We start from the raw sequence: 14,495 nt of genomic DNA on the forward strand, positions 1-14,495 counted from the left end.
CCTTTCAATAGTTGAAAGGCTTTTACAAATATATTTTGTACTAAATTATTTTTTGAATTTAGCGTATTTGTTTTTGAACTTATCAATACGACCAGCTGTATCTACTAATTTAGATTTACCAGTGTAAAATGGGTGAGATGTTCTAGAAATTTCCATTTTTACTAATGGATATTCAACACCATCAACCTCAAGTGTTTCATTAGTGTTTGCTGTAGACTTTGTTAAAAACACATCATTGTTAGACATATCTTTAAAAGCTACTATTCTATAATTTTCTGGATGTATACCTTTTTTCATCTCTTAAACTTTAAAATCTTTCATTTTTTCGAGCTGCAAATTTAAGTATTTTTTATAAATGAACAACACTTTATTTAATTTTATTTTTAATTTATTTCTCAATCACAAATGTAACGTTTTAGTATATTTGTTTACTAACCAACTAAAACAACCAAAAAATAAACATCATGGAAAAATCTTTTAAATCTAATGCAATTAATTATGGCTTATATTTAGGTGCTGCACTCTCTTTAATTACTGTAGCTATTTACGCTATAAACCTAGATCTTATGGTTAATATGTGGCTAGGAATATGTCTACTTCTAGTAGTTATAGGATTTGGAGTTGTATCAACAGCAAAATCCAAAAGCATATTAGAAGGCTACATAAGCTTTAAAGATGCTTTAACTTCATACGTCTTTACTGTAGCTATTGGTATTGCTATTAGTACTGTAGTTAGCTATATACTTTTTAACTTTATTGACCCTGAAGCTGCAGATTATATTAAAGAAAAAACTATTGAGATGACTGTTGAAATGCTAGAAGGCTTTGGTACACCATCAGAAACAATAGCCAAATCAGTAGAAGATATTGAAAACCAAAACCAATATGGATTAGCTGGTTTATTAAAATCTTTTGCTTTTGGAATGATATTTCAAATAATCATTGGGTTAATTGTAGCTGCAATTATGAAAAGAAATAAGCCACAAGACGCATAATTTCTTTACATTTGAATTCTGAAAAGACATTTAAATGGATATATCAGTAGTCATACCACTACTTAACGAACACGAATCTTTAAACGAATTACATGATTGGATTGCAAAAGTTATGCAATCCAATCATTTTTCGTATGAAATCATTTTTATAGATGATGGAAGTACTGATAACTCTTGGGAGATAATCACAAATCTTGCACAAAAAAGTGACACTGTAAAGGGAATTCGATTTTTAAAAAATTATGGTAAATCTCAAGCACTTCATGCTGGTTTTATAAAAGCACAAGGAGATGTCGTGATTACCATGGATGCAGATTTACAAGACAATCCTGATGAAATACCTGAGCTTTACAACATGATTACTAAAGATAATTTTGATTTAGTATCTGGTTGGAAGAAAAAAAGGTATGATTCTGTTATTGCTAAAAACTTACCTTCAAAATTGTTTAATTGGGCAGCAAGAAGAACTTCTGGTGTAAAATTAAACGATTTTAATTGCGGTTTAAAAGCTTATAACAAAGAAGTTACTAAAACCATAAATGTTTATGGTGAAATGCATCGTTACATCCCAGTACTGGCAAAAAATGAAGGTTTTACAAAAATTGGAGAAAAAGTTGTAAAACATCAAGCAAGAAAATATGGTAAAACTAAGTTTGGTATGGAACGTTTTATCAATGGTTTTTTAGACTTACTTACTATTTGGTTTGTCTCTAGATTTGGAAAAAGACCAATGCACTTTTTTGGAGCTATTGGTGCCTTAATGTTTTTTATAGGCTTTATGTTCGCTATATATTTAGGAATTGATAAACTATTTATTAATCCAACAGGAAGACTAATTACACAACGTCCACAATTTTATATTTCCCTAACAACAATGATAATAGGAACACAATTTTTTGTTGCTGGCTTTTTAGGAGAAATAGTTATTCAATCCCGTCAAAACAAAGAGCGTTATAAGATTAGTGAGCATATTTAAAGGCTCAATGAAAAATGTCCTTTAATAATTCGATCTCCTAAGTCTATTGTAAACCAGTAATCATTTGGAGTCATTAATTGATCATTAAAAGTACCATCCCAACCTTCAAAAGCATTTGTAGTTTTTAATAACCTACCATAACGATCAAAAATATTAATTATGGCATGTTCAAAAAACTGAGGCTCCTTGATACGCCAAACATCATTAAAACTATCTCCATTAGGTGTGAAAAACTTTGGAAAACCTCCAACAAGCACTACTTCACTTGTTACAGTACAATTATCTTTTTTAACAAATACATTGTATAGTCCTGGAGTTATGTAATTAAACGAATTACTACTTTGGTAATTAACACCACCATCTATTGAATATTCATAATCACTATTACTATCTAATTGAGCTATAATTGTAATTGAGTTTTGTATACTAAAATCTTTTACAACCACTTCCTCTATTGAAACCCCATCAGTAACTACAGAAGAAATAATAAATGTTGCTGTACATTCCAAACCATTAGACACAGTAACTTCATAATCTCCTGGTGCATCAATAAATACAGTTTGAGTTGTTTCACCAGTAGACCATAAATAACTTTGAAAACCATTACCTGCATCTAACATATTATCATTAGAATCTACACAAAAAGGTACTGTTAAATTTTGAGCTTCTGGTGCTTCTAAAATATTTAATCCTATCTTTCCTATAGCGTCACAAGCATTATTGTTTTCTACTCTAAAATACAATTCAGGTATTTGAGTAAATGGTATTGACACATCATCTTGTAATGGATTAATTTCTAGTAATGCATTAAATTCCGATTGAAAAACTGTAATATCATTACCTGGAAAATCTGGAGTTAACAAGTCTAACACATAAGTTATGTCTACAGTTGCTGAAATATCGTTCCCAGACTCACATACATCGATTGTGATATAGGTTCCTAAATTTGAAGCTGACTTTACATGTAATGTAACTTGTGTGATAGAAAAACAATCTGGATTATCAAACACTCTAGCATATATTACTTGATTGTTATTAGTATTTTCGTACTCTTCTGACTCTAAAGCAGCATTATTGTTTTCAGCATCGATTAGACTTTCAAAAAAACTAATTAATAAATTTTGATTTCCATTATTTATTTGATGTAATGCCTCATTTAAATTAAACAATGTAATTCCATCATCAAACCCATCAATATCACACTGTGTTAAAGTAATGTTACTTACTACATTAGGCACCTCTCCTATTTCAATAATCTCAAAATATGTTTGAGGTGGTTTATTCACAAAAGTAACATCCACAGTAATATTATAAGAACCTGGTTGCGAAAATGTGTGAATAGGATTTTCTAATAAAGATGTATTATTAACACCACTAGTAGGATCTCCAAAGTTCCATTCAACAGAAACTATCGCTTCATCTGTATCAAGAGAGAATTGAGTATTATCACCAAAACAAAGGTTCTCGATACTAATAATACTCTCAAAATACGATTGCACAAATGGAGGTAACCCATATCTTGCTTGCTTTTCACTTAAATCTACATCAAATTCATTAAAATTACACGCTACACCAAGCTGATTTGGCGATTTTATTACTGAAATTTTATCTTTAGGAACTGCATGATATATTCTTTTATCTAAACCAATTTGTAAAGAACCTCCTAAATCACTTAAATACGTTTTTTCATATTCATGAACTAAATATTCAGTTCCTGCTATGTTTGGATTACTTAAATCATACTGAAACACTCTAATCTTTGTAGTATCAATATCCCCATTTACAAAAGCTATTACTTTCCCACTTGCGTAAAGTTTTGTTGAATTTGAAGAAAATTCAAGTCCATAAAAGACATAATCTGTTGCAACTAAAACTTGATTGCTTACAACTCCCGAGTCTATATCAAAATCATATAAATATACTGAACCACTAAACTCTGGTTCGTAAATTGTATATGAAATAGCTAATTTTTGTCCATCAGGAGATAGTTTTAAACAACCTCTAATATTATTAAAATCTGTAGTTGTTGGTCCCAATGTTGAAATAACTGGAGGATTTAAACCTGCAGCTGTTAATTTATAAGAATAGAATGCATTTATTCCATTATGAACTACTATCCAATAACCACTACCATCTTGTGCTTTTACTCCAGTAATTTTTTCAGAGCTATTAGATAATAATAAAGTGTTTTTTTGTGTAACATCTCCAAAACCACCATCTAAACTCATATCCACTATAGAATAATTTAACCCATTTCCAGGCCCATTATTTAAATAAGCTTGCACAACATCTGTAGTGAAAATATAATAAAGATTAGTACTTATAGGGTGAGGAACAATAAGTGCAGATTGAGCACTAGATTCACTTCCTAATAAATCTTCACCATTAGGCATAACTGAATGGTTACTATTCCAAACAGTAACACCATCTGTATAAAACAATAAATCTCCCTGTGCATTAGAAATAACACTGCATCCTTCAGAAGAATTTATTTCTCCATTAGTAATAGCTTGAGGTGCTCCAGAATTAAAATTTAATCCTGCATGCTCTCCAAAATACCAATGTGCAGCTTCCTTTTGAGAAGAACTTGAAAAGGAAATTAGAAAAAAAATGAAAAGAAATAAGTGTCTCATTAAATTTTAAACAGCAAATAAAGCTTCTAATTTAATCTAAAAATTATTAATCTTGGCTTAGATATCTTAACAAATAATTACTTTTGCCTAATAATTTAGATTAAACCATGACAAACATAGATTCCAAAATCCTTGATAAAGCAAATGCTTGGTTAACACCAACTTTTGACACAAGCACTCAAAATCAAATAAAAGAACTTATAGCTAATAACCCCGATGAACTTAAAGAAAGTTTTTACAAAAACTTAGAGTTTGGTACAGGAGGCATGAGAGGTGTTATGGGTGTTGGAACCAACAGAATGAATAAGTATACCCTTGGTAAAAACACCCAAGGATTAAGTAATTATTTACACCAATCATTCCCAAATGAATCGCTAAAAGTAGCTATAGCTCACGATTGCAGACATAATAGTAAAGAATTTGCAAAAATTGTTGCTGATGTATTTACAGCAAATAACATTTATGTTTATTTATTTGAAGATTTAAGACCTACTCCTGAGCTATCATTCACACTAAAACATCTTAATTGTCATTGTGGAATTGTTTTAACAGCTTCACATAATCCACCTGAATATAATGGTTATAAAGTATATTGGCAAGATGGTGGACAATTAGTTCCTCCATATGATAATGAGATAATAAATGAAATAAATAGTCTTGATTACGCCGATATCAAGTTTGAAGCTAATGAAGATTTAATTCAATATATAGGAGAAGATATTGATAATACATTTATTAATGCTTCTGTAAAAAAAGGAAGTTTAGACCAACCTAATAGCTCTAGAGACAATTTAAAAATTGTTTTCACTTCATTACATGGTACATCTATCAAGTCAATTCCAGAAACCTTAAAAAGAGCAGGATATTCCGATGTTAATATTGTTGAAGAGCAAGCTATACCAGATGGTGATTTCCCAACTGTAGCATCTCCAAATCCTGAAGAACCTGCTGCACTAAAAATGGCTATTGAATTAGCTAATAAAATAGATGCTGATATTGTAATTGGTACAGATCCAGATTGTGATCGATTAGGTATTGCTGTTAGAGACCTAAATAACAAAATGGTCTTATTAAATGGTAATCAAACCATGGTTATGATGACCAACTTCTTATTAAAACTTTGGAAAGAACAAGATAAAATAAAAGGCAAAGAGTTTATTGGCTCTACAATTGTTTCCACACCTATGATGTCTGTTTTAGCCAATGCATATAACGTAGAATGTAAAATTGGTCTAACTGGTTTTAAGTGGATTGCAAAAATGATTAAAGATTTTCCAGAATTAGACTTTATTGGTGGTGGTGAAGAAAGTTTTGGTTTTATGGTTGGTGATTTTGTGAGAGATAAAGATGCTGTTACCTCTACCCTTTTAGCTTGTGAAATTGCAGCTTATGCAAAAAATAATGGAAGCTCATTTTACAACGAACTTTTAAACCTTTATACTGAACATGGTTTTTACAAAGAACACTTAGTAGCTATTACTAAAAAAGGAATTGAAGGTGCTCAAGAAATTAAACAAATAATGATTGATGCACGTGAAAATCCACTATCTGAAATTGCAGGCGAAAAAGTAGTTCTATTAGAAGATTATCAAAGCTCTGAAGCTATCAACCTATTAACTAATGATAAAACAGTAATTGATGTACCAAAATCAAACGTATTAATTTATTATACAGAAAACGGTAGTAAGGTTGCTCTTAGACCAAGTGGTACAGAACCTAAAATAAAATTCTATATTAGTGTTAATACAGATTTAGACAAAGTGGCAGATTTTAATACAACGGAACAAAAATTGGATGCTAAGATTAATAACATCTTAAAAGATATGAATCTTATTTAATGAATTATTTTAAACAAATACTTCGCTTTGCGAAACCATATAAATCATTTGCGATATTAAACATTATTTCAAATGTCTTTTACGCGTTGTTTGGTACTCTTTCAATGATATCATTATTTCCAATGCTAAAAGTACTGTTTGGAAATACCAAACCACTACATATCAAACCAACTTGGGAAGGTTTTAGTAACATTACTTCTTATGGCGAAAGTTATCTTAACTATTTTGTTACCCTAAAAAAAGCAGAAGGTAGTGATGATGTTCTAATTTTCATGGTTTTATTAGTTGTAAGTACGTTTTTATTAAAAAACCTATTTAGCTATTTAGCTATGTTTTTTATTACCTTTTTAAGAAATGGTGTACTAAAAGACATGAGGAATGAGCTTTATAATAAAATCACTAGCCTTCCTTTGTCTTTTTACTCTGAAAAAAGAAAAGGAGATACTATGTCTAGAATTTCGACTGATGTATTAGAAATACAACACTCCTTTTTATCTATACTTGAACTTATAGTTAGAGAACCATTAATGATATTATTTACTATCATTTCAATGTTTGCCATTAGTTCAAAACTAACGCTATTTGTATTTATTTTTATACCTATTTCTGGATTTATAATTTCTTTTATAGGTAAATCATTAAAAAGAAAATCTAATCGTGTTCAAAAAGAACAAGGACATTTCTTATCAATAGTTGAAGAAACTTTATCTGGATTAAAAGTTATTAAAGGTTTTAATGGAGAAAAAGCATTTGGTGATAAGTTTCAGAGTTCAACTAACCGTTTTTACAAATTCTCTAACTCTTTACTAAATAAACAAAACTTAGCTGGACCTACTAGTGAGTTTTTAGGCATTACAGTTATTGCTGTGCTTCTGTGGTATGGAGGACAAATGGTTTTAAGAGACAAAACTTTAGATCCAGGTTTGTTTTTAGTTTACATGGGACTTGCATATAACATACTTACACCTGCAAAAGCCATTAGTAAAGCTAGCTATAAAGTAAAAAAAGGTAATGCAGCAGCCGAACGAGTTTTAGAAATTTTAAACACAGAATCCCCATTAAAAGATAAGCCAAATGCTATTGCTAAAAAAGATTTCAACTCTAATATTGCTTTAGAAAATGTTTCTTTTAAATACGAGGACGATTTAGTCTTAAAAAACTTCTCTATTAATGTTCCAAAAGGAAAAACTATAGCATTAGTTGGTCAATCAGGAAGTGGAAAATCTACTATTGCAAATCTGGTTACGCGTTTTTATGATGTTACAGATGGAAAAATAACTATAGATAATCAAGATATTAGAGATTTATCTAAATCATCACTAAGAGATTTAATGGGATTGGTTACTCAAAAATCTATCTTATTTAATGATACTGTAAAAAACAATATGCTATTAGGTAAAGAAAATGCAAGTGATGAAGAAATAATCAACGCATTAAAAGTAGCCAATGCTTGGGAATTTGTAAAAGACTTACCTGAAGGCATTAACACTACAGTTGGTGATTCTGGAGACAAGTTATCTGGAGGTCAACAACAACGCTTAAGTATCGCTAGAGCTGTACTTAAAAACCCTCCAGTCATGATTTTAGACGAGGCTACTTCTGCTCTTGACACTGAAAGCGAGCGTTTAGTTCAAGTAGCACTTGAAAACATGATGAAAAATAGAACATCTATTGTAATTGCACATAGACTATCTACAATTCAAAATGCAGACGAAATTATTGTGATGCAAAAAGGAGAAATTGTAGAACAAGGAAAGCATCAAGAACTTCTGGATAAAAAAGGTGTATATAGTAACCTTGTTGCTATGCAATCTTTTCAGTAAATAATATCAAAATATATATAAACAAAGAAAAGGATGAAATTTGGGGTATCATCCTTTTCTCGTTTTTATTACCACAATTTGGGGGAAATGGTAATATATAAGTCGGTTAAGCTGATGTAAAACTATATCAAAAAAATGTAATAACCAAGAAAAAAATGCATTTTATCGATATTTTAATACACTTTATCGATTAAATTAATCACAAATCACTGATTTACTGAAACTTAACAAATCACATTTAATTACAAAAAAATAAAGTAAATTAAACCTTTGTAAACATTTTAAGTCTAAAGAGAAATCGTTAATGCATGAATAACGAAAAAGAGTTAATACAACAGTTACAATCTGCCAAAACAAGAGATAAAGCCTTTAGAGAGTTAATGACTCTTTATAAAGAACGACTGTATTGGCATATACGTAAAATTGTAATTACTCATGATGATGCTGATGATGTCTTACAAAATACATTTATAAAAGTATACAGAAGTATAGACAAATTTAAAGGAGATAGTAAATTATATTCTTGGATGTATAGAATTGCAACAAACGAGTCTATTACCCAAGTAAATAAAAATGCAAAACGATTGCAAATTAGTAATGAAGAAGTGCAAGCCAATGCAATAAATAACTTAAGTGCTGATACTTATTTTGAAGGCGATGAAATTCAGCTAAAATTACAAAAAGCAATTGCTACACTACCTCAAAAGCAGCAATTAGTATTTAACATGAAGTATTTTGATGACATCAAATATAAAGATATGTCAGAAATATTAGAAACAAGTGAAGGTGCCTTAAAAGCATCATATCATTTAGCAGTAAAAAAAATAGAAACCTATTTAACTAATAATTAAACCTTTTAGAGTAATTTAGGTCTAAGAAATTGAAATGAAACATTTAAACAACATAAAAGAAACTGGTTTTAAAACTCCAAAAGATTATTTCACTAATCTTGAGGAGCACGTTTTAGATTCGGTTAAATTAAATGATTCGCTAAAAAATAAAGACTCAGGGTTTACAAAACCAGAAAGCTATTTAAACAACCTTGAGGAAATTGTTTTTGATAAATTAAAAGATGAAAACAAGAATCCAAAAGTAATAAATCTCTTTAGCGCTCAAAACATATTTTATTTAACTGGAATAGCAGCTGCGTTATTAATATTTTTTTCAGTTTATTTTAATTCCGAAACTATTACCGAACTAGATTACCAATTAGTTGACGACTATATTATTGAAGATATTGACACTTACGAATTAGCTTCTTTATTAACAGATGAAGAAATAGAAAATATAAATTCAGAAATATATACAGAAACCTTTATTGATGAAAACATGGAGGATTATATAATTCAAAATGTAGACATTGAAGATATTATTGAACAGTAATCATACAAACATGAAACAGTTAATTATCCCTATACTAGCTCTCCTATTCAGCTTAAACACTTTTGCTCAAAAAAGAGAGTACATAAGTGAAAAAATTAAAGCTCAAAAAGTTGCATTTATAACCGAACGTTTAAACTTAACATCAGAAGAAGCACAAAAATTCTGGCCAATATACAATGCCCATGAAACCGAAATGCAAATGCTTCGTCATAATTCTAGAGAAAAACATCGTAGAATTAATTTTGAAACTTTAAGCGAAGAAGAAGCCAAAACTAGATTGACAGAATTGATGGCTTATGAAAAAGAAGAACAACGCTTAAAAGCCGATTTAGTAAACAATCTATTAACAGCAATTCCTGCTAAAAAAATACTAATGCTTCAACAAGCTGAATGGTCTTTTAAAAAGCGTATGCTAGACGAAATGAGAAAACGCAAAAAAGAATTTAGAAAGAAAACACCTTAATGACAATAAAAAAGAGAAGCAAATGCTTCTCTTTTTTTATTCTCTAAATACTAATTTACTTATACGTCCTTTTCCAGCAGCATAAGCAGTGCTATCATTTAAAAATCTAATAGTATAAAAACCTTCATCGCTAATATGTTTCCAGGTATTACCAGCATCATGACTAAAATCAATACCTTCAAAACCAATAGCAACTAATTCTTTTCCATTTGTATTTGGAATATACTGCACACAACTTCTATAGTTTGGTGTTTCATTTTGAGCAACTAATTTCCATGTTTTACCTCCATCTTTAGTTAGCATTTTATTCTCCAAATTATCTTTAGGATTGGTATAATCACCTCCAATAGCAAAACCGTTTAATTCATCATAAAAATCAATACTATAAATTCCTGTAGTTGGTTTTCCTTGTACAATTGGAGTCTCGTAAACTTCCCAGGTATATCCTTTATCTGGCGAATATAAAACTCGACTAACCTTCCCTCCTGTGGCAACCCAAGTATGATTTCCAACTATAGAAATATTGGTATCACTAGCAGCAAAAGCAGCTTCTCCTTCTTTTATTTTTGGCAAATCATTACAAGACAATTTATCCCATGTATTGCCACCATCACGTGTAATTATAATGCTCATACAATCATCTGTAGGATCTCCCATAGCAATACCTTCATCATCATTCCAAAAGTCCATTGAGTTATAAAATGCTTTTGGGTGGCTTTCTTGATAAACTAATTTAATCGAATCATTATCAATTTTATATAACAAAGCTGGATTACCAATCCCTAATACAAATCCACCATTTTTTGTAGCAGCCAACGACCTAAAATTAGGGATAATTGTATCATGCTTGATTTGAAAATTGACAGTTGCACTTTCTTTTAAATAATCATCCTGTTTATTTTCTTTATTTACATAAATATTACCTCCCTTAAAATTGAAATCTTTACCACCAATTTTCCCATTAGATGTAGCAAACCCAAAGTAATCATCTTCATCAATCTCAAGAGCTCTTACATTCAACAACGAATCTTGCAATAATATTTCAACTTCAACATTTGAAATATTTCTTGGTTTAATTGAGACTTCTTTATCTTTACAAGACATTATTAAAACCAATAATACCACAGGTAAAATTCTTCTCATAAAATTCAAATTTTCATAAAATTAAAAAAGCATAACGAATAATCGCACAAACAAATACACAAATAAACAATTTAACGTACCTTTGCATGCTTAATTTTTTTTTATGCGTTTACACAGAAACTTATGCTTTGCAGTAATTGATGGCTTACTAGACATTTTCAATGAAGGTGAATATGCCGATAAAGTAGTGCAAAAACTCCTAAAAAGAGACAAACGTTGGGGAAGTCGGGATCGTGCCTTTGTAGCCGAAACCACTTACGACATTGTACGTTGGAAACGTTTATATGCCGAAATAGCTAACGTAAAACAACCTTTTAATCGAGATGACGCTTGGCGTTTATTTGCTGTTTGGGCAACACTAAAGGGCATTAGACTTCCAGATTGGAAATACTTTGAAAACACGCCAACTAGAAAAATTAAAGGTAAATTTGATGAGCTCTCAAAAATTAGAATTTATCGTGAGTCTATTCCAGATTGGATAGATGAAGTTGGTGTTAATGAGTTAGGTGAAGAAAAATGGTCACAAGAAATTGCTAAACAAAACCAACAAGCCGATGTGATTCTTCGTGTAAACACTTTAAAAACAAACAAAAAAGATTTAAAATTAAAATTAGAATCTGAAGATATTTACACGGAATATCTGGACCAATATCCATCTGCATTAAAATTAACCAAGCGCGCTAATGTTTTTAAAACTGAGGCTTTTAAAAATGGTTGGTTTGAAGTACAAGATGCATCTTCACAATTAGTAGCCGATTTTCTTCAAGTAAAACCAGGCATGAAAGTTGTAGATACTTGTGCAGGAGCTGGTGGAAAAACGCTACACATTGCTTCTTTAATGGAAAATAAAGGACAAATTGTAGCAATGGATATTTATGAAAGTAAGCTTAAAAAATTAAAGGTTAGAGCAAGACGCAATGGTGTGCATAATGTAGACTTAAAGGTTATAGACTCTACAAAACCAATAAAAAAGTTACATAACAAAGCTGATCGTGTATTAATTGATGCACCTTGTTCTGGGCTAGGAGTTTTAAGACGTAATCCAGATGCAAAATGGAAATTAGAACCAGAATTTTTAGACAGAATTCGTACTGTACAGCAAGATGTTTTAAATCAGTATTCTAAAATGGTAAAACCAGGTGGTAAATTGGTTTATGCTACTTGTTCTGTTTTACCTTCAGAAAATCAAAATCAAGTAAATGCTTTCTTAAAAACCGATTTTGGAAAGGAATTTAACTTTATAAAAGACAAAAAAGTTTTAGCACATGAATCTGGATACGACGGATTTTACATGGCACTATTAGAAAGAAAACAATAATCCCAAACAATATTAATGAAACATTTTTACACTTTAATAGCATTATTTATAGCAGCAAATAGTTTCGCTCAAATTCCTGCAAATTATTACGATTCTGCAAATGGCTTAACTGGTTTTACTTTAAAAACGGAGTTAAGAAACATTACTGCAAATGGTCATACTGCCAGAACTTACGACCAATTATATGATGGTAATGGCGTAAGTGGATCTCAAGGTTATATCGACACACATTCTGATGTAAACGTAACTGGGGGAACTAACTATGAAAACGATGGAACAATTCTAGATTTTTATTCAGAAAACCCATCTGGTTCAGACCCTTATAATTACACACATGGAAATGATCAATGTGGAAACCAAAACTCTGAAGGAGACTGCTATAACAGAGAACATCTAGTGCCTCAATCATCTTTCAACAGTAATTTCCCAATGCAAAGTGATATTCACCATGTAATTCCAACTGATGGACGTGTAAATAACTTTAGAGGTTCATTACCTTTTGGAAATGTAGCATCTGCAAACTGGACTTCTCTTAATGGCTCTAAAAGAGGTTCTAGTGATATGGTTGGTTACTCAGGAACTGTTTTTGAACCAATTGATGAGTTTAAAGGAGACATTGCTAGAGCTTTATTATACTTTGCAGTTAGATATGAAAACACTGTTGATGGCTATACAAGCTTTGATATGTTTAACGGAACAGAAGACCAAGTATTTCATAACTGGGCTATTGAAGTTCTTCTAGATTGGCATTACAATGTAGATCCTGTTGACGATAGAGAACGTGCTAGAAACGATGAAGCATATAACTTTCAAGGAAATGCAAATCCATTTGTTGACCATCCAGAATACGCGAACATGATTTGGAACCCAACTCCAGATACTGAAGCACCTACTGCTCCAACAAACTTAACAGCTTCAAATCCAACTGATACTACAATAGATTTAACTTGGACAGCTTCAACCGATAATGTTGCGGTAGAAGAATACGATATCTACATTGATAATGTAAATACGCATACAACATCTAACACTTCTTTTACAGTATTTGGTTTATCTCCTGATACTAATTACTGTTTTACTGTTTACGCAAGAGATACTAGTAATAATGTTTCTACAGTTTCAAATCAAGACTGTGAAACAACAACCGACAATGGTTCTTCTGGAGAAATAGATTTATTTTTCTCCGAATACATTGAAGGAAGCGGTAGTAACAAGGTGCTTGAAATAGCTAACTTTACAGGTAGTGCAGTAAATCTTTCTGCATATACTATTAGACTAAGTACAAATGGTAATGCTTCTTGGGGAACTCCATACAACTTCAATACATCACAATTAGCAAATCAAAATGTTTATGTAGTTGCAAACGGAGGATCCAATGTTTGTACTTCAGAGTACGACCACTTACATAATGCCATTACATCATTTAATGGAAATGATGCTATTGGATTATTTAAAAACGGTGTACTTATAGATATTTTAGGAGATTTTTACAGTAGCTCTAACTATGCTCAAAATACAACTTTAGTAAGAAAACCTACAATTGACAGACCGAATACAACTTTCTCAATATCAGAATGGGATAGTTTTCCTTCTAACAATTGTGACGATTTAGGATCACATACACAAACATTAAGTGTTGACACTCCAACTTTAAATACCATTAAAGTATATCCAAATCCAGCAAAGACAAATACTATTTTCTTTAATACAACTAAAGAATTAAACATTGTTATCTATGATGTTTTAGGTAAACAAGTGTTAGCGACTACAACTAAAAATAATAAAGGTGTAAATGTTTCACATTTAAACAAAGGCATTTATTTAATAAAGATAAATACAGATAGTCAATCAGTCACCAAAAAACTGATTAAACAATAATTTAAAAAGCGACTTAATTAAGTCGCTTTTTTTATGTTTAAAACC

The 14,495-nt window shown here is 30.6% G+C and carries 12 protein-coding genes; 9 read left to right on the top strand and 3 right to left on the bottom strand.

The window, feature by feature from the left end; genetic code table 11:
• Positions 1-45: 45 nt before the first annotated feature.
• The gene (locus tag ACLII3_RS01395; protein WP_412985877.1) at positions 46-297 is read right to left on the bottom strand and encodes a type B 50S ribosomal protein L31; all 252 of its coding nucleotides are present in this window, start codon (positions 295-297) and stop codon (positions 46-48) included.
• Between the two features lie 167 nt (positions 298-464).
• Here ACLII3_RS01395 and ACLII3_RS01400 point away from each other — a divergent pair, with 167 nt between their 5' ends.
• Both ACLII3_RS01400 and ACLII3_RS01405 read left to right on the top strand, forming a co-directional pair.
• Positions 465-995: a DUF4199 domain-containing protein gene (locus tag ACLII3_RS01400; RefSeq protein WP_412985878.1), complete on the top strand. Its 531-nt coding sequence runs from the start codon at positions 465-467 to the stop codon at positions 993-995.
• Between the two features lie 34 nt (positions 996-1,029).
• The gene (locus tag ACLII3_RS01405; protein ID WP_412985879.1) at positions 1,030-1,971 is read left to right on the top strand and encodes a glycosyltransferase family 2 protein; all 942 of its coding nucleotides are present in this window, start codon (positions 1,030-1,032) and stop codon (positions 1,969-1,971) included.
• Here the strand turns inward: ACLII3_RS01405 and ACLII3_RS01410 are convergent.
• The gene (locus ACLII3_RS01410; RefSeq protein WP_412985881.1) at positions 1,968-4,604 is read right to left on the bottom strand and encodes a T9SS type B sorting domain-containing protein; all 2,637 of its coding nucleotides are present in this window, start codon (positions 4,602-4,604) and stop codon (positions 1,968-1,970) included. The two genes, ACLII3_RS01405 and ACLII3_RS01410, sit on opposite strands and share 4 nt — an antisense overlap.
• 107 nt (positions 4,605-4,711) lie before the next feature.
• Between ACLII3_RS01410 and ACLII3_RS01415 the strand changes: the two genes are divergently transcribed.
• The 5 genes from ACLII3_RS01415 (at position 4,712) to ACLII3_RS01435 (ending at position 10,111) form a co-directional block, all read left to right on the top strand.
• Entirely contained in the window at positions 4,712-6,442 is a 1,731-nt protein-coding gene (locus tag ACLII3_RS01415) for a phospho-sugar mutase (RefSeq protein ID WP_412985883.1), read from the top strand.
• A complete protein-coding gene (locus ACLII3_RS01420) occupies positions 6,442-8,265 on the top strand; it encodes an ABC transporter ATP-binding protein (RefSeq protein WP_412985884.1) in 1,824 nt (607 codons plus the stop codon). The genes ACLII3_RS01415 and ACLII3_RS01420 overlap by 1 nt, the downstream gene beginning before the upstream one ends.
• Before the next feature lie 308 nt (positions 8,266-8,573).
• A complete protein-coding gene (locus ACLII3_RS01425; RefSeq protein ID WP_412985886.1) occupies positions 8,574-9,116 on the top strand; it encodes an RNA polymerase sigma factor in 543 nt (180 codons plus the stop codon).
• 34 nt (positions 9,117-9,150) lie between these two features.
• A complete protein-coding gene (locus ACLII3_RS01430) occupies positions 9,151-9,648 on the top strand; it encodes a hypothetical protein (RefSeq protein ID WP_412985888.1) in 498 nt (165 codons plus the stop codon).
• Positions 9,649-9,658: 10 nt separating this feature from the next.
• The gene (locus ACLII3_RS01435) at positions 9,659-10,111 is read left to right on the top strand and encodes a sensor of ECF-type sigma factor (RefSeq protein WP_412985890.1); all 453 of its coding nucleotides are present in this window, start codon (positions 9,659-9,661) and stop codon (positions 10,109-10,111) included.
• 36 nt (positions 10,112-10,147) lie between these two features.
• Here ACLII3_RS01435 and ACLII3_RS01440 read toward each other — a convergent pair whose 3' ends face one another.
• A complete protein-coding gene (locus tag ACLII3_RS01440; protein ID WP_412985892.1) occupies positions 10,148-11,254 on the bottom strand; it encodes a WD40/YVTN/BNR-like repeat-containing protein in 1,107 nt (368 codons plus the stop codon).
• 103 nt (positions 11,255-11,357) lie between these two features.
• Here ACLII3_RS01440 and ACLII3_RS01445 point away from each other — a divergent pair, with 103 nt between their 5' ends.
• Positions 11,358-12,572, top strand: a complete 1,215-nt coding sequence (locus ACLII3_RS01445; RefSeq protein ID WP_412985893.1) for an RsmB/NOP family class I SAM-dependent RNA methyltransferase — start codon at positions 11,358-11,360, stop codon at positions 12,570-12,572.
• Positions 12,573-12,587: 15 nt separating this feature from the next.
• Positions 12,588-14,450 (top strand): endonuclease, encoded by a 1,863-nt coding sequence (locus ACLII3_RS01450; protein ID WP_412985894.1) that lies wholly within the window; start codon positions 12,588-12,590, stop codon positions 14,448-14,450.
• Positions 14,451-14,495: the final 45 nt, after the last annotated feature.

The organism is Pontimicrobium sp. IMCC45349, from assembly GCF_047219225.1.
Taxonomy (GTDB): Bacteria; Bacteroidota; Bacteroidia; order Flavobacteriales; family Flavobacteriaceae; genus IMCC45349.